General features: G+C 40.9%; 18 protein-coding genes. 3 read left to right on the top strand and 15 right to left on the bottom strand.

Annotated elements, in window-relative coordinates:
- Positions 1-78: 78 nt before the first annotated feature.
- The 5 genes from hemW to gpr all read right to left on the bottom strand — a co-directional run bounded on the left by hemW (position 79) and on the right by gpr (position 5,972).
- A complete protein-coding gene (hemW, locus tag NSQ54_07445; protein WYP27915.1) occupies positions 79-1,239 on the bottom strand; it encodes a radical SAM family heme chaperone HemW in 1,161 nt (386 codons plus the stop codon).
- A 59-nt stretch (positions 1,240-1,298) separates the two neighbouring features.
- Entirely contained in the window at positions 1,299-3,119 is a 1,821-nt protein-coding gene (gene lepA, locus NSQ54_07440; protein WYP27914.1) for a translation elongation factor 4, read from the bottom strand.
- A 108-nt stretch (positions 3,120-3,227) separates the two neighbouring features.
- Complete coding sequence (locus NSQ54_07435; GenBank protein WYP27913.1) at positions 3,228-3,578, bottom strand: hypothetical protein; 351 nt, start codon at positions 3,576-3,578, stop codon at positions 3,228-3,230.
- Positions 3,579-3,580: 2 nt separating this feature from the next.
- A complete protein-coding gene (locus NSQ54_07430) occupies positions 3,581-4,759 on the bottom strand; it encodes a stage II sporulation protein P (GenBank protein ID WYP27912.1) in 1,179 nt (392 codons plus the stop codon).
- 109 nt (positions 4,760-4,868) lie between these two features.
- Positions 4,869-5,972, bottom strand: coding sequence for a GPR endopeptidase (gene gpr / locus NSQ54_07425; GenBank protein WYP27911.1), 1,104 nt, complete (start codon positions 5,970-5,972; stop codon positions 4,869-4,871).
- Positions 5,973-6,209: 237 nt separating this feature from the next.
- Here gpr and rpsT point away from each other — a divergent pair, with 237 nt between their 5' ends.
- Complete coding sequence (gene rpsT, locus NSQ54_07420; GenBank protein WYP27910.1) at positions 6,210-6,476, top strand: 30S ribosomal protein S20; 267 nt, start codon at positions 6,210-6,212, stop codon at positions 6,474-6,476.
- Positions 6,477-6,513: 37 nt separating this feature from the next.
- Here rpsT and holA read toward each other — a convergent pair whose 3' ends face one another.
- Positions 6,514-7,554, bottom strand: coding sequence for a DNA polymerase III subunit delta (gene holA, locus NSQ54_07415; protein WYP27909.1), 1,041 nt, complete (start codon positions 7,552-7,554; stop codon positions 6,514-6,516).
- Positions 7,555-7,864: 310 nt separating this feature from the next.
- Here holA and NSQ54_07410 point away from each other — a divergent pair, with 310 nt between their 5' ends.
- Entirely contained in the window at positions 7,865-8,002 is a 138-nt protein-coding gene (locus NSQ54_07410; protein WYP27908.1) for a YqzM family protein, read from the top strand.
- 41 nt (positions 8,003-8,043) lie between these two features.
- On the opposite strand, the gene NSQ54_07405 is transcribed toward NSQ54_07410, so the two are convergent.
- From NSQ54_07405 to NSQ54_07395, 3 genes are all read right to left on the bottom strand, one after another.
- On the bottom strand, positions 8,044-10,365 hold the full coding sequence (locus tag NSQ54_07405) for a DNA internalization-related competence protein ComEC/Rec2 (GenBank protein WYP27907.1): 2,322 nt from the start codon (positions 10,363-10,365) through the stop codon (positions 8,044-8,046).
- Between the two features lie 30 nt (positions 10,366-10,395).
- Positions 10,396-10,962, bottom strand: coding sequence for a ComE operon protein 2 (locus tag NSQ54_07400; protein ID WYP27906.1), 567 nt, complete (start codon positions 10,960-10,962; stop codon positions 10,396-10,398).
- An 83-nt stretch (positions 10,963-11,045) separates the two neighbouring features.
- Positions 11,046-11,690: a helix-hairpin-helix domain-containing protein gene (locus NSQ54_07395; protein ID WYP27905.1), complete on the bottom strand. Its 645-nt coding sequence runs from the start codon at positions 11,688-11,690 to the stop codon at positions 11,046-11,048.
- A 101-nt stretch (positions 11,691-11,791) separates the two neighbouring features.
- On the opposite strand from NSQ54_07395, the gene comER reads away from it, so the two are divergent.
- Positions 11,792-12,634, top strand: a complete 843-nt coding sequence (comER, locus tag NSQ54_07390; protein ID WYP27904.1) for a late competence protein ComER — start codon at positions 11,792-11,794, stop codon at positions 12,632-12,634.
- A gap of 43 nt (positions 12,635-12,677) precedes the next feature.
- Here the strand turns inward: comER and NSQ54_07385 are convergent, their stop codons facing one another.
- Genes NSQ54_07385 through yhbY form a run of 6 tightly spaced genes read right to left on the bottom strand, consistent with a single transcriptional unit; the run spans position 12,678 to position 16,091 of the window.
- Positions 12,678-13,445 (bottom strand): methyltransferase domain-containing protein, encoded by a 768-nt coding sequence (locus tag NSQ54_07385; GenBank protein ID WYP27903.1) that lies wholly within the window; start codon positions 13,443-13,445, stop codon positions 12,678-12,680.
- Positions 13,418-14,278, bottom strand: coding sequence for a S1-like domain-containing RNA-binding protein (locus NSQ54_07380; protein ID WYP27902.1), 861 nt, complete (start codon positions 14,276-14,278; stop codon positions 13,418-13,420). The genes NSQ54_07385 and NSQ54_07380 overlap by 28 nt, the downstream gene beginning before the upstream one ends.
- Positions 14,278-14,631, bottom strand: coding sequence for a ribosome silencing factor (gene rsfS, locus NSQ54_07375; protein WYP27901.1), 354 nt, complete (start codon positions 14,629-14,631; stop codon positions 14,278-14,280). Before rsfS ends, NSQ54_07380 begins: the two co-directional genes overlap by 1 nt.
- Entirely contained in the window at positions 14,631-15,209 is a 579-nt protein-coding gene (gene yqeK, locus NSQ54_07370; protein ID WYP27900.1) for a bis(5'-nucleosyl)-tetraphosphatase (symmetrical) YqeK, read from the bottom strand. The genes rsfS and yqeK overlap by 1 nt, the downstream gene beginning before the upstream one ends.
- On the bottom strand, positions 15,178-15,780 hold the full coding sequence (nadD, locus tag NSQ54_07365) for a nicotinate-nucleotide adenylyltransferase (protein WYP27899.1): 603 nt from the start codon (positions 15,778-15,780) through the stop codon (positions 15,178-15,180). The genes yqeK and nadD overlap by 32 nt, the downstream gene beginning before the upstream one ends.
- Before the next feature lie 17 nt (positions 15,781-15,797).
- On the bottom strand, positions 15,798-16,091 hold the full coding sequence (gene yhbY, locus NSQ54_07360) for a ribosome assembly RNA-binding protein YhbY (protein WYP27898.1): 294 nt from the start codon (positions 16,089-16,091) through the stop codon (positions 15,798-15,800).
- Positions 16,092-16,110: the final 19 nt, after the last annotated feature.

Below are 16,110 nucleotides of genomic sequence, written 5' to 3'. Positions count from 1 at the left end.
CGAGTGCTAATTCTATTGATAAGTTATCAAATAGGTCAGAGTTTGTCAATATGAATGCTTCGAGAAAAAACCTGAATTTCAAACGAGGTTTTCCTCATCCAAAACAGCTAAAAACGACTCGAAAACTTCGTTGCCTAAAAGGAGTCCTTCATCCGTAAGTCGGAGCGCTCCTTCTTTGTATTCCAGAAGGCCTTTTTGAAGATTCTCTGAAATTTGCTTCTCATATACTTCTTCAAATCGCAATCCATATTGAGCATAGAAAGTATCAGGATGTACTCCATCTCTTTTGCGTAACCCTAAAAACATTGCTTCCTCGAGTTGCTCTACCTTTGTTACCACATGAGTATTCAACCTGGGTAGCTTGTCTGCTTCCACTGCATCAATGTATTGGTTCACAGGACCAATGTTTTGATATCTCACACCCTCTATATAACCAGACGCACCTGCTCCAAAACCAAAATAAGACGAATTGTCCCAATAAACAAGATTGTGCTTACTTTCGTGCCCTGGTTTTGAGAAGTTACTAATTTCATAATGAGTGTAACCCGCCGCATGTGTTATCGCACGAAGGTCGTGATACATTTCGACCTCATGCTCCTCTGGCGGCAAGTGCAATGAGCCTTTACGCTGACGATTAAAGAACACGGTTTTTTCTTCAATCTTTAAAGAGTAAGCTGAGATATGTTCAACATCTAAAGTGGTCGCTTGCTCCAGTGTTTCTCTAAATGATTCAGGGGTTTGATGTGGCAATCCAAACATCAGGTCAATCGATAGGTTTTCAAATCCAACCTCTCTTGCTGTCTTGACCGCTTCGTACACACTGTCAGCTCGGTGCGTTCGTCCAATCGCTTCGAGTAAGTGTGGATCAAACGTTTGAACACCTATACTTAACCGGTTCACACCTTCATTAAACAACGCTTGAAGCTTTTCCTTTTCCGCACTATCTGGATTCACTTCCACCGTCCACTCTTCTACATTCTCAAGAGGAAAAATCTCTTTCATCCCTTTGACAAGGAACGAGAGCTGTTTGGCAGTCAGCGCGGTTGGTGTGCCTCCACCGATGTAAATGGTTCGTATAGTGTCTACCTGATGTTCCCGTTGAGCCTTTTTCATTTCATCTAAAAGAGCCTCCAGGTACGTTTGAACAGGCTGATTCTTTAAAAACACTTTATTAAAATCACAGTAATGACAAATATGCTCGCAAAAAGGAATGTGGACATAGATGGCTTGTTGACTCATAACTTCGTAACACCCCTTTAAACATGGTAAAAAGCCGGCAAAAGCCAGCCTCTACTCATTTATTCATCCATCCGCAGTACAGCCATAAATGCCTCTTGAGGCACCTCGACGTTACCGACAGACTTCATTCGTTTCTTACCTTCTTTTTGTTTCTCTAGTAGCTTACGTTTACGTGAAATATCTCCACCATAACATTTTGCAAGTACGTTTTTACGCATTGCTTTGATCGTTGAGCGTGCAATAATTTTTTGACCGATACTTGCTTGGATAGGGACTTCAAATTGCTGCCTCGGAATTAGTTCCTTCAGCTTCTCAACAATAATCTTCCCGCGCTCATAAGCAGAATCACGGTGTACAATAATCGATAATGCATCAACTGTTTCTCCGTTAAGAAGAATATCCATTTTTACAAGCTTTGAAGCTTTGTATCCAATTAGCTCGTAATCAAATGACGCATAGCCCTTCGTGTTTGATTTTAATTGATCAAAGAAATCATACACAATTTCAGACAATGGAATCTCGTACACAATTTGAACGCGGTTTGCATCTAAATATTGCATATCAATGAAAATACCACGTTTCTTTTGGCAAAGCTCCATTACCGATCCTACGTAATCATTTGGAACCATCACACTTGCACGTACATATGGCTCTTCTACTTGCTCAATTTTTTGAGCATCTGGCATGTTTGAAGGGTTATCAATTCGTACAGAATCACCATTTGTCAGTGAAACCGTATAGATAACACTTGGAGCTGTCGTAATAAGAGTAATCCCAAATTCACGTTCAATACGCTCTTGAATGATCTCCATGTGCAATAGACCTAGGAATCCACAACGGAATCCAAATCCTAATGCTTGAGAAGTCTCCGGCTCATATTGAAGCGAGGCATCATTTAACTCAAGACGCTCTAACGCTTCACGTAAATCATTATATTCCCCCGTATCAACCGGATACAATCCGCAGTATACCATTGGATTCATTCGACGATATCCTGGAAGTGGTTCATCTGTCGGGTTGTCAGCACTTGTAATGGTATCCCCTACTCGTGTATCCCCTACATTTTTTATGGCGGCTGTAAGGAATCCTACATCACCAACCGTTAATTCATCCTTTTTAGTTGCTTTAGGAGTGAATACACCGATTTCACTTACTTCGAACTCTTTCCCAGTTGCCATCATACGAATCCGGTCACCTGGTTTGATTGTTCCTTCAACCACACGAATGTAAGCAATCACTCCACGGTACGCATCATACAAGGAATCAAAGATTAATGCTTTAAATGGAGCACTTGGATCTCCAGTAGGCGCTGGCACTTTTTCAACAACCTGCTCAAGTATTTCCTCAATTCCTATTCCATTTTTCGCAGATGCATGGACAGCCTCAGACGTATCAAGGCCAATCACGTCTTCAACTTCCTGCTTCACACGGTCTGGCTCCGCACTCGGTAAATCGATCTTATTAATAACGGGCAGGATCTCAAGGTCGTTATCAAGGGCAAGATACACATTGGCAAGCGTTTGTGCTTCAATCCCTTGCGCAGCATCTACAATTAAGAGAGCACCCTCACAGGCAGCAAGACTACGAGAAACTTCGTATGTAAAGTCGACGTGTCCCGGTGTATCAATTAAGTGAAAAATGTACTCTACGCCATCCTTCGCTTTATATGTTAATTGAACCGCATTCAGCTTGATGGTAATACCTCGCTCACGCTCTAAGTCCATCGCATCAAGCGTTTGTTCCTTCATTTCACGATGTGTTAGCGCTCCAGTCAATTCAAGAATCCGGTCGGCAAGCGTAGACTTTCCATGGTCAATATGGGCGATAATCGAGAAGTTACGAATCCGATCTCGCCTTTCAATACGTTCTTCATTATTCATTCTACAATCACTCCTACAGCTTACGTACAAATACACTATCCTCTATTATAGCAAGCTGTAGGTAGACGTTCAATACAGAGTCTAAAATGTTTTTCACCGGACGGTTTGTCACTCAGGCTCACTTTCATGTGACCGACCATTTAATCCTTCAATTGCCCCTACTAAACTCGATAATCCTTTTCTCGTTAAGTTCTCGATACTATTCGCACCAGCCATGGCTGATTCCGAGAAGAAATTTTGGGGAGCCTCAGTGTTTTTCGCTTCTGCTTTGTGCACTAGATCAACAGAAGCTACTGGTTTTTCTACTGGCTTTGTTTTCCCTTCCTTCACTTCTTGTACCTCAAGAGGCGTTGGAGAAGAAAGTCCAAGCTGTTCATTTAGATATTGGATGCCTCCCATCGCACCAAGTAACAAGGCAATCCCAATAATTCCTCCATAAATAAACAGTCTTCGAATCATGGCTACTCCTCCTCTTGTTGATTCCAATAGTATTCAGATATGACATCTGCTAGCGCTTCAGCGGAACGGTACGTTTCCTCGAGTGTATTTTCGACTCCTCCCACCTCAACTAACATCATCTGAGGCGATAAATCCTGATTAAACACACCATTTGTTTTTGCACCTTCTTTATTTAATACCCCACGAGTTAAACCAGGATATTTCTTTTCAAGCAGTGCATTAAGCTCCTTAGCCATCTTTGCATTCACGTCTGAACCTGGGTTGTTCCCACCGACTACAAAGAATACTCTTGCATAATCAACACCATTAATTGTCGCTGTTGTTCGATCTCTGCCGTATGAATCTCGATGTAAATCAAAAAACAATTCAAAGTCCTCTGGACCATTAACCGCTTCTTCAATGAAAAGTCTCGATGCATCATACGAGCGATTATAGCTCCATCCTTTTTCATGAAGGCTTTCTTGCACACTTCGATCTTCCTTCACCGTGCCAATTCCACGTTTCTCAAGCTCCTGTTTTAATTTTTCACTTGTTTGTGTAATATTCACTTTTTTATTAAATGCCTCTTTCGATGTTAATTCCGGAAGAAATGACTCTGTATCATGTGTGTTAATTAAGTAAACAACATTTTTATCTCCAGTGTTTTGCTCGGATTCAGCTTGCTTTCGCTTTGCATCCTCTGCTTCTTTCTCAAGCTGGATGACTTTCTCCAAACTCTCCTCTTTCGCATCCCGCTCAGCTAGCTGTACATCAATAGGTGGACTTGATTCATGAGACAACGTTGTATAATCCGTCCCTTCACCTGCAATATAAATTTGCGAATCAAAGAATGTGAATCCAGGAAGTTCTCTCCCTAAATAACTTCGCGGGTCCTCTGGATTTAAACTGGTCATAATATGAAAAGCTAAAGGAGCAAGCTGCATATGCTTCTCACCTTCAGGCAGCATGTCCGTAAAGTGACTATTCTCCATCCCCATCACTTGTAATAACTGTTCGCCCACTAAACCTACAGACCATTCATGTATGTTATCTGAAGTGACGCCACGCGCTTGTCCAATTGAAGTTAACAGACTAATTAGGATAAACAAACTAATGACACCAAGTACACACGAAATAATGAGTTGCTTGATGCTTGTCCGATTGACTTTAATCGTTATGCCTCGATACCCCGCTCGTTTCATTTGATCACTCCCACATCCAATACCATCCTACAGCCATCCTATTCAAACAAAAGGGCATCTAGACCAAAAAAAACTGCTCCTTGTCGGATGACAAAGAACAGTTTTACCATTAGCGCGTATACGCACCGATATTCCCTTGATCTACTTGATGATGGAGTGCTGCATTTAATCCGCCAGCCAAAACATGAGCCATATCTTCGATAAAGACATCAATCTCCTTAGGGGTCACCATTAAATTATGACCAAGTGGCGAAAGAACCTCTGAGATAAGTTGGCGTTTCTCATGCTCAGGCAGGTTGCCGACAATCCCGAGGACGGTTTCTCTCTTTTTCTCGTCCGGTAAGTCCTCCTCTGTCAGCTTTCGTTTTTCTCCAAAGCTCATTCCCGCAGGTACTAATGATCTTGAAGGTGCTTTGCCCGTTCGCATTTCTCGTCCAAAGTGTTTAAGCACATAATCAATCGTATCGCTTGTAATCGTTACCGCATCGACAACCGTTGGAATACCAATCGCAATGACTGGTATCCCTAGCGTGTCTTTACTAATTTCTTTCCTTTTGTTCCCCACACCACTTCCTGGATGAATCCCGGTATCTGTAATTTGAATGGTCGTATTCACTCGTTCAATTGATCTTGAAGCCAGTGCATCAATCACAATCAAAAAGTCCGGTTTCACTTTATCAATCACGCCAAATAAAATGTCACTTGTTTCAATTCCAGTTAACCCCATAACCCCTGGAGTTAATGCACTCACTGAACGAAACCCATCTTGTACCTCTTCAGGGGCCAGTTCAAATAAGTGCCGCGTGACAAGAATTTCTTCCACAGCAATTGGACCAAGTGCATCCGGTGTCACATTCCAGTTACCAAGCCCGATCACCAAACAAGAATCTGTATCTCCCACTCCCGTTTCTTTTAAGAATTCGTTAAACGAGGTGGCAAATACTTTTTCCAAAGTAGCTTGAAGATCTGTATCCTTTGCGCGTATCCCTTGAGACTCATAGGTTAAGTAATGACCAGCCTTCTTCCCTAGCTTCGGTGCGGCTTCCGCGTCTATTGTAACTCTAGTCACGGTGATGCCATCAATATCGTTTGAGGTAACCTCTACACCAGATGATGACTTCGATGTTTGTTGTTTTTCCTTATATAATTCATTCGCTTCAATTGCTAAATCTGTACGAATTTCAAATGGTTCCATATCCAAATGTTTGTCCATTGTTATCCTCCTGATCCCATTGATTTTCTTATCGTTCCTCTCATATTATTTTTTCATGCACAACTATTCCAAATCGAGCTATTGCTTTTACTAAGCGATTTTGATAAAATGCTTGTTGTTATACATGTGATTCTAAACAGCATTTCAATTGCTATTAACGGTATGTAAAAGGACAATCTTCTTTGAACAAACTAGTTACAAATTGAGAATGGGCTGTTTGCTCAGGAGGTGAAACAAATGGCAAATATTAAATCCGCAATCAAACGTGTGAAAACAAATGACAAGCGTCGTGCTCAAAACGTTGCATATAAGTCAGCTCTACGTACTGCCATCAAAAACTTCGAGAAGAAAGTTGAAGCTGGAGAAACAGAAGGAGCTCAAGTAGCTTTCGCTGAAGCGACTAAAAAGATTGATAAAGCTTCAAGTAAAGGCCTTATCCATAAAAACAACGCTGCACGTACTAAGTCTCGTCTAGCTAAACAGCTTAACGGACTTTCAGCGTAAGACAGAAAAAAACGACTCGTATGAGTCGTTTTTTTTGTTATGCAAATGATTTAGTTGAAAGAGAACCAAGCTTGATAATAAACAGCTCTACAGCAAGTTCCTTATCCTGTTTCCCGGTTTTAATCGCGTAATCTGTATCAGCTGCCGCCATGATACTCGACTTTAATTTCTTCTCTTCAAACCCCGCCACCATCCTGGCAGCCAATTTAACCACGTACGGATGTAATTTCAACATGCCGGCCATTTGTTTTTCGGAATAAGATCGCTGCTTTAACTCTTTCACATGCAGGTAGATTCGAAGCTGTCTAACGAGCATGGCAAGAATCATTAAAGGCTCTTCTTTACGCCTTACCATCTCTTTATATAATCCGATTGCCGCTGTGATATCACCCTTCATTGACCATTCAATTAAATCAAAGATCGACTGCTCAAGCGTTTTAGCCACTAGTTGATCTACAGCTTCCATCGTCACTTCCCCTCCAACTCCTGAATAGAGCTGACACTTCACTAGTTCGGAACGAAGCTGCAATAAATTTGTTCCTGCTAAATCAATAAGTCGTCTTTTTACAGGGTCAGGGACATCAATGCCCAGTTCGTCTGCTTGCTCCTGAATCCATTTTACCGTTTCATGATCCGATAACTCAGACGCTTGAACAACCGTCGCATTGGCTTTAAGTTGCTTTGTTACTTTTTTACGTTCATCTAATTTCTCATAAGGAGCAATAAAAAGTAAGATGGTCTCTGGAAGAGGTTGTTTTAAATAAGGCTCTAATGTTTCAACCTGATGTTCAATAGCTGAATCATTTTTTTGACTGGTCGCCAAGTAGAAATCGTATACGATGACTACCTTTTTCGAAGCAAAAAACGGCAATGTCTCCGCCTCTTCTATAATAAATTGTAACGGGGTGTCTGCTAATCGAAATCGTTGCACGTTCATTTCCTGGTCTTCTTTACTTAACGCATTCGAGAGGATCTCTTGAATCATTTCCTCAATGATAAAAGCCTGTGTTCCGTATATAAAATAAACAGGGCTAATCTGCCCATTTCGAATGTGTTTTAATTGCTTTATGTACTCCATCTACTATCCCGTTCCCTCCAAAGCTTAGATAGATGTAGTGTACTAAAAGTCGCACCAAAGATAAAGAGGAGGTAACCAAATAGGCACCTCCATTTATAATAAACGCTAGGAAATAAATCCCGGGTGGTTTATCTCCTTACGTAGTAGAAGACCGGTCTCTTTATAAGATATCCTATGCATTCTGTCTTTATAGGTGACAACTCTTAACAGCGCAACCAATCCTGTTATGAAAAGGACATTTGATGAAACAAGCATAGTAAAATAGAGCGCTTTCGCTTATACTTAAAAGTGTTAAGAGAGGAGGATTATGATGAATAAGTTTGAAGAAGACGTTCAAAGCAAACGAAATGATGCCATTGACTCTGGTATTGGGTTTGTCGCATCCTTTGGTTTCTTTGCCACCCTCTTTATTATTGCGTCACTTGTTGATGTGTTTAGTCAGTTCTAAACTAGACCCTATACGTTCAACACAGGGAACAGGACTTTATTTTAAGGTCCTGTTTTGTCTGATTCCAGTACCGTTTCTACACGGATATCCCCGAGTTTCCACGTAATCTGCACGGCTCCGTCAAAATCCGTGCGATAGATTCTCATTCTTCGCGCTTCAAACCTCGATATAACCTCAGGATGCGGATGACCATGACGATTGTTTCGCCCAACAGAAATGAGTGCAACCTTTGGCTCCACATGATCGAGTAGCTGCTCAGATGAAGACGTTAAACTTCCATGATGCCCTGCTTTCAATATATCTACTTGTAAGTTCGGATAATGTTCTATAAGACGTTTCTCACCTTTTTCTCCTAAATCTCCAGTGAACAACCACCTTGTCCCTTCAATCGATGCTGCGATCACAATGGACCGTTCATTAATATCTTCTTCCCTCTCGTCGGGCAATGGTGAAAGCACAACAAAATGATTGTCATCAAAGCTCCACGAATCGCCAGCCTCTACAAGTGAAATCTTTGTACCTTCATCGGCAAATGAACGAAGTACCTGTTTCTCCCCGTCTTTCGTAAGCGGACCCCTACCGTATAAAAGTTCTTTCACTGCCATCTCGCTTATCATCCCTTCCGCTCCTCCTATATGATCGTGATCTCCATGTGTTAACACCAGTTGATCAATAGAAGAAATACCTTTTGCTTTTAAATATGGAACAACAACATCTTTTCCTGTATCAAACTGATTCTTTCGTTTTTGCCAAGGTTCACTTGAAAAACGGATGACGCCTCCAGTATCAATGACAACGACTCCTTTTCGTCGTGGCAGTTCAATGACATAACTATCTCCTTGTCCTACATCAAGCATCGTAACAGTTGCCTCTAATTTAAGGTATGGCGTAAGTTTCATACTCACCAGAACAATAAGTATCCATAAAAGAGAGTGCATCATCCACTTTTTGCGCTGAATTTCCCATATGTAAAGCACATACAGAATGACAACATACATTAAAGATAGCTGCCAATCACTTGGCTTGCCTGGATTGTATGACCCAAGTGAGAAGCGATTAATGTACATTAAGGTGTGATGAACAGGTGGCACAATCGTTTCAAGCAAATAGTACGGGAGATTTAAAAAACTTGGAAGGAATAAGTCAAACAAACTTGCTAGAAATGACGAGGGGAGAGCAACCATTGTGATAAATGGAATATAGATCATATTTAACGGAAGGCTTATGACGTTCCATTCATAAAAATGATAAAGAATGAGCGGAAGTGTAATGAGCTGCGCAATAAGCGTCACAGACATCATTTGTTTAAGATACGAAGGATACAACGCACGGATTGTAGGGGCAGAGATTAGAAGAGAGAAGGAAATAAGAAAAGATAACTGAAAACCTAGTTGTAGCAAAGCATATGGATTTACCATAAGGAAAACAAAGCTCACTAAACCAATACCAAATAAAGGGTGAACCTTTCTCTTTAACCGCAAACATAAAAGCACAATAAAACTCATGGAAGAAGCTCTAATTACTGGTGGGGCAGCTCCAGCAAGAATTGCATAAAAAGGCAATCCGATCATTAATAGCTCCATGGCTCTTTCCTTTGTTAAGCCCAATCGAATAAATAAATAAAATAAAAAAGCGGTAAGCATTCCCACATGCATTCCAGAAACAGCCAATAAATGAATGACTCCAAGCTTTTCATAAGCTGACAAGACATCTTGATCAATGAAATAACGATCCCCGTAAGTGAGCGCTACAATCAATCCTGACGTACTCTCATGATATGTATCTTGAATCGAATGGATCCGGTCCATCCGCCAGCCATTAAATTGATCTAACCAGCTTCCACGTTCACTTTCGCATGTAGATTGTGAAGGACTTATTCGGTAAAGCCAATGAATCGATTGTTGATAGAGATATCTCTTATAATTGAATTCAAAAAAGTTTGAAGGCTCGTTTGGAATCTCAAGCTCTCCTTTAAAATAGCAACGGTCACCAGGCCGGAGCTGATTCCAAGCTCTTTGTTCATCCTCATGAGCCAGGATTCCCGTAACCTGAAACCGCTCGCCTTGCTCTAGTTTTACTTGAAAAGAGATTGCATCTCCATTCACTCTTGGAATTCCTTTAACGACTCCATGAGTGATGAACGGTCCCTCATTAAAGAGTGTGACATTTGTTTCTTCAGCAAACACCCCCCGTAAAAAGAAAAGCGAAAATATGACCAAACTAATCAGTAATGCCTTCGCTCTTTGTCCTTTTTGGAGGAAACAATATAGAAACAAAAGTGCGATGGATCCACCAAGTGCTAAGTCGAACTCTCGAATAGCACTTAATAACCCTAGAACGGCTGATATCAGCCCAATAAACAAAAGTCTTATCCGTTCCCCCTCCTGTCTACATTACACTTTAGAATAGATCTCACGACTTTTAGAGAGGAAGTCCTGTAAAAGTTCAGTTGGAATATCCGCTTTTTCAAGTTCTTTTAATAAGGATACAGTTAAGTTTAATTTCTCTTGATAGCGGCGATCCATAATCGCTTCATCAAGCTCAACTGCAATACATTCAACCCCTGCTGCCTTAAAGATCTGCTCAGCATAAGGATCATTTTTATATTCGGTGGCGTAGTAAACCCTGCGAATCCCAGCCTGAATAATGGATTTTGAGCAATGAACACACGGAAAGTGAGTGACATATATTTCTGCCCCTTCCGTCGGAACACCAAACTTCGAGCATTGAAGAAGTGCATTAATTTCAGCGTGAACAGTTCTGATGCAGTGATTATCAACAACCATACATCCGTCATCTAAGCAGTGTGCCTCACCGCTTACAGACCCGTTATAACCTCCTGCAATGATGCGTTTATCACGAACAATTGTTGCCCCTACCATCAGTCTTGGGCATGTACTACGTAAACTTAATAAATGACTTTGCGCCATGAAATATTGATCCCATGAGATACGTTCCATTTTTGTGACTCTCCTTTTTCCTTAAACCATCAACTCTTGCTTAATAAGTGTAAGGAAGGTGATACAAGTCCGTCAACACCTAGTTACTGAACAGTAATTTCTGCTTTAAGCTTTTCAAATGATTTTTCACCAATTCCACTTACATTCATTAAATCTTCTATCGTCGTAAATGGACCATTCTCTTCGCGATATGCGATAATACTGGCTGATTTTGAAGGACCAACTCCATTTAACGTTTCAAGCTCAGCTTCCAAGGCCGTGTTAATATTTACTAACGGTCCTGCTGATTGACTATCTTGTTGAGTTGAAGCGCTCCCTATATTCTGAGAGAGCATCCCGGACATCTCCTCTCCTTCAGCAGGAGCATAAATTTGCATTTCGTCTTGCAGAATCATGGCAAAGTTTAATTGATTTGCATCGCCATCCTCCGATAATCCCCCAGCAGCGTTAATAGCATCAATCACCCTGCTTTGTGGTTCCAGCTCATAGATTCCAGGTTGTATGACTGCACCCTTTACATCCACCATAATAGATGATTCAGGTAGATCCTCTCCTTCTTCAGGATCCTCAGGCGCAATGTCCCCTGTTAACCATTCCTCTAATGAGTCCTGCTGATCATCTTGTTGTGAAAAGCTCACAAATACTAAAATTGAAGCAAGTGTAAGAGTTAGCACTGATGCGAAACCTGCAACGACATGGATCCAGTAAGTCTTAATGAATGGATGCAATTCACTTCACCTTCTCGCTATATTAACAGCATATTCTATTTTTTAATGCATATATTTTGTGTTAATGACATTGTACGGATCTTTTGTTAAGGGGGAATACGATGACCAAGATAGGAGTTATTGGAACAGGAAGTATGGGGACAATGCTTGTCGACGCATTTTTAGAATCACACGCCCTACAGGAGAGCGAGATAACCGTTTTTAATCGGAGTAAGCAAAAGGCGTTACGTTTAAAAGAGTCATATACACAATTACAAGTAGCTTCTTCTTCAAAAGATGTTGTAGATGGTTCTGAAATCATTTTTGTTTGTGTTAAGCCACCGCAAATCCCTGCCTTACTTGAGGATATTGCTGATCATTTAAAGCCTTCACATCTACTTGTCTCCATAACAAGCCCTATTACAGTGGAAGCCATTGAAGCTAATGTCCCTTCTAAAGTCGCAAGAGCCATACCTAGCTTAATTAACCAGACACTGTCCGGACCATCTTTATTAAGCTTTGGGAGCAGATGTACGTCACTCGACAAAGACATATTAACTCAATTACTTAGCCATATTTCAGAGCCTCTTGAAATTAGTGAAGACATCACCCGTGTTTCTTCTGACATTGCAAGCTGTGGTCCTGCATTCTTTAGCTTTTTAACACAAGGGTTCATTGATGCCGCAGTCAGACAAACGAATATTACAGAAAGTGAAGCAACAGAACTTGCTACAAACATGTTAATTGGTCTTGGAAAGTTATTTGAGGAGAAGCGTTTTACTTTAACAAGTCTTCAAGAAAGGATTTGTGTTCCTGGAGGAATTACTGGAGAAGGAATTGACGTGTTGCGAAATGAAACAGGATTGATGTTTGATCATTTGTTCCAGCGAACCCATCGTAAATATTACATTGAAAAGAACCATATAGAGGATTCACTTTATAAAAAAGGAAGACTTTCTAAATAGAAGTCTTCCTCTTTACTATTCAACATACGTTAGTTACTTCCTGCTACAATTTGACCGCTTTAAAAAAAATTCGCTCACTTGTACTCTTTGGCTCATTCTGTGTAAAATCAGCAGTTACTGATTCTACTTTAAAACCGGCACGTTCAAGCCATGTGCAATACTGATCAACTGAGAACGTTTTTTGCATATGCAACTCATCTGTTCGCTCGTAGAGTCCAGATTCGGTTTTAGCGAAAAAACTTAACTCGTGCTCTACACTGTTAGGTTCCTCTCCACTAAATGAGTTCCAGATATAAGACACATCCTCATCAGCATCTGCGAAGGTTTGTCCAACAAACTCTTCATTAACCTTATACTCTGAATGCACATCAAATAGAAGGAGACCGCCCTTTTTCAACTGTTTAACAAATCCTGCAAACGCCAATTGAACGTCTTCTGCGCTACGTAAATAGTTTAATGAATCGCAAAAAACTGTCACAAGATCATACTCATCAAGCTCAGGTAAGGTTGTCATGTCCGCTTCAATGAGAAGAGGAGAGTATCCCTCTTCTTCCGATTTCGCGCGGGCAATTGTTAGCATTTCCGGAGAAAGATCTAATCCCGTCCCGTTCATTCCTTGTTTGAGCATTAAAAGTAATAGTTCCCCTGTGCCACATCCAACGTCTATGAATTTAAGTCCTTGTAAAGGTTGATCCTGAACGCTTTCTTTTACAAAATCAAGCCATCCAGCGTATGGTGCATCTGCCATCAAATAATCGTAAAGAGAGGCAAAGCCAGTATAGGTCATGACTGATCCTTTAAATAAGTCCAACCATGGCGTTGCTCGATTAGACCATCTTTCAACAGTTTCCCTAGAGCTCGTTTGAATGAAGCCTTACTCATCTGAAATGCACCCTGAATCGATTCAGGGGAAGACTTGTCCCCAAAAGGCATAGAGCCATCATGAGCTTTTAGATAATCCAGCAAGGTAGTAGCGTCATCCTTTTGACGTTCACTTCTTAATGCTTTCATTGTTACGTTAATCCGGCCATCTTCTCTAACATATACAACACGGGCACGCACGCGTTCTCCAATGCGAAGCTTACCAGTCATTTCATCATCATGCATAAATGCTAAATATCCTTTATCCGTGAAAATGAGAGCACCTTCATCAACATAATGATACACATGACCTGAGACATCTTGATTGAGAACAATCGGATCAGCTTTCACAGATACATTCTCTAAAGGGAGTCCTCTGACAAGAACACCCATTAAGCGACCCTTCTTATCCCAGCTCAAGGATACCGGCATTTTGTCTCCACGAGCTGGCCAATAATCATCATCCTCAGGAAGCTCATCCATCGAAACAAACAAATCACGTGTAATACCATTATAAAGAAAGACACCATGGCCTTTTTTTACCTGGATACACTCAAGCCAAGCAAACTCATCATTTTTAACGAGAGGTTTCTCCATCGTTGCTGAAAGACGATTTTGATGATCATGATAGAGGAACACCTCAAGAGATGATCCAATCTCATGTTCTCCACCCGCTTCACGCTTATGAAGCAGGACATCTGTCTCGCCATCCGTTAAGAAATAACCAAAATCAGCTTTACGGGCGACCGTTAAAGTAGCTGTTAGACCTGGTTTTAGTTCCATTATCCAAGTACCTTCTCAATCTCAATGGTTGGCGCATCTCCCCATAGTTTCTCGAGGTTATAATACAAACGATCCTCTTTATGGAAAACATGAACCACTACGTCTCCTAAGTCGAGTAGCACCCAACGCGCCTGATCATAGCCTTCTAATCGTTGAATTTCAATGCCTTTTTCTTGCACTACTTTTTTTAATTCAAACGCAATAGCCTGAACCTGTTTTTCGGAATTACCATGACAAACGACTACATAATCTGCAATTGGAGAAATCCCTCTCATATCCATTGCAACAATTTGCTCCGCTCGTTTATCATCCACTGTGTTTATCGCTAAAGATAGCAATTGATCATTACTCACTACTTATCAAAACTCCCCTCAATATGTCTAACAAATTCATTATATGTTTCAAGTGTTAATGGATATAGTGTCTGTCTTTTGCTTACTAAAAATGTGATTGTGTTCTCAAGCATTTGCAGTATCGCAAGATCAAGACTTGTTTTTGAAAGCTCCCTTACTTCTTCAACTCCAGGAAACTTACGATTTGGCTCAATATAATCTGCTAAAAAGATAACCTTCTCAAGCAGACTCATGTTTGCATGACCCGTTGTATGGGATGCAATAGCCTCTAATATCCCCTTATCTGTAATCCCTATCTCATGTTCTACAAAATAAGCACCACATGGAGCATGAAGCAATTCTTCGCTATAGTCAAGAATGTCTGTGCATTCAAGCTTTTCCTTGACGAGAGTTGTCATTTCCTTCTTATCCCGGTATTTGGCATAATCATGAAAGATCGCTGCCGTTTCTGCTTTTTTAGCATCTGCACCAAAACGTCGAGCAAGAACAACAGCTGTCTCCATAACACCAATCGTGTGTATATATCGACTTTCCGTTAAATGCGGTTTAACGAGTTCTAACGCTTGTTTTTGATCCATAAAGTCCTCCCTCTTGAATATAGGAATGTACTTTATCAGGCACCATATAGCGAATGGGTTTTGCCTCTTGGACTCTTTCCCTTATCTTAGTAGACGAAAAGTCGACCTGTATCAAATCTAAATGTTGGATTTGATCTTTATAGCGTGGAGAAGGATGCGCCTTACCACCTCGATCGACCCCTATAAACGTAACAAGGTTTAGGATGGTTTCAATGTCCTTCCACTCGCCAAGCGATTCAATCATATCTCCACCAATGATAAAGTAAAATTCATTAGATGGGTAGGTTTCGGCAAAGTATTTGACTGTATCAACCGTATAGGATCGACCAGAACGCTTCAATTCAGCATCAGAGACAAAGAACTTCGGCTCTTCCTCTATCGCTCTTACAAGCATCTCCAATCGCTCATCTCCTGGCGTCACATCTCTTTCCTTATGCGGAGGTGTCGATACCGGAATGAACCAGATCTCGTCCAGTTTGCATTCATGCAACGCCTCCTGCGCAATAAGCATATGACCGAAATGAGGGGGATCAAAGGTCCCTCCAAAGAGACCTATCTTCTTTCCTGACATTTGATTCACTCTTTTCGCTATCTTGGTAATACCAAGGTAGCATTTTCTTTTGATTCTTTGTAAAGGACAATTGTGTTTCCAATCACTTGAACGAGGTGTGCTTTTGTGCCTTTCGTAATTTCTGCAGCCACTTCATCTTTATCATATTCACAATTTTGTAAGACGCTCACCTTAATCAATTCTCGGGCTTCTAGCGCTTCTTTTATTTGCTCAATCATGTTTTCATTCGTTCCACCTTTTCCAACCTGAAAAATGGCGTTTAAGTGATGTGCTTTCGAACGTAAAAATCGTTTTTGTTTACCTGTTAACATGAAATTTCTCCTTCAAGAT

Origin of the sequence: Alkalihalobacillus sp. FSL W8-0930, from assembly GCA_037965595.1 — a bacterium.
Classification (GTDB): Bacteria; Bacillota; Bacilli; order Bacillales; family Bacillaceae_D; genus Alkalicoccobacillus.
Note: the sequence above shows the minus strand (reverse complement) of the source record. Positions and strands in the feature narration are given on the sequence as shown.

Coding starts and splice junctions, on each gene's coding strand:
- yqeK (WYP27900.1), bottom strand. CDS start 15,209: ATGGATCAAAAACAAGCGTTAGAACTCGTTAAACCGCATTTAACGGAA.
- comER (WYP27904.1), top strand. CDS start 11,792: ATGACCAAGATAGGAGTTATTGGAACAGGAAGTATGGGGACAATGCTT.
- yhbY (WYP27898.1), bottom strand. CDS start 16,091: ATGTTAACAGGTAAACAAAAACGATTTTTACGTTCGAAAGCACATCAC.
- lepA (WYP27914.1), bottom strand. CDS start 3,119: ATGAATAATGAAGAACGTATTGAAAGGCGAGATCGGATTCGTAACTTC.
- hemW (WYP27915.1), bottom strand. CDS start 1,239: ATGAGTCAACAAGCCATCTATGTCCACATTCCTTTTTGCGAGCATATT.
- NSQ54_07435 (WYP27913.1), bottom strand. CDS start 3,578: ATGATTCGAAGACTGTTTATTTATGGAGGAATTATTGGGATTGCCTTG.
- NSQ54_07430 (WYP27912.1), bottom strand. CDS start 4,759: ATGAAACGAGCGGGGTATCGAGGCATAACGATTAAAGTCAATCGGACA.
- NSQ54_07400 (WYP27906.1), bottom strand. CDS start 10,962: ATGGAACGTATCTCATGGGATCAATATTTCATGGCGCAAAGTCATTTA.
- nadD (WYP27899.1), bottom strand. CDS start 15,780: ATGTCAGGAAAGAAGATAGGTCTCTTTGGAGGGACCTTTGATCCCCCT.
- holA (WYP27909.1), bottom strand. CDS start 7,554: ATGGAGTACATAAAGCAATTAAAACACATTCGAAATGGGCAGATTAGC.
- NSQ54_07380 (WYP27902.1), bottom strand. CDS start 14,278: ATGGAACTAAAACCAGGTCTAACAGCTACTTTAACGGTCGCCCGTAAA.
- gpr (WYP27911.1), bottom strand. CDS start 5,972: ATGGACAAACATTTGGATATGGAACCATTTGAAATTCGTACAGATTTA.
- rpsT (WYP27910.1), top strand. CDS start 6,210: ATGGCAAATATTAAATCCGCAATCAAACGTGTGAAAACAAATGACAAG.
- NSQ54_07410 (WYP27908.1), top strand. CDS start 7,865: ATGAATAAGTTTGAAGAAGACGTTCAAAGCAAACGAAATGATGCCATT.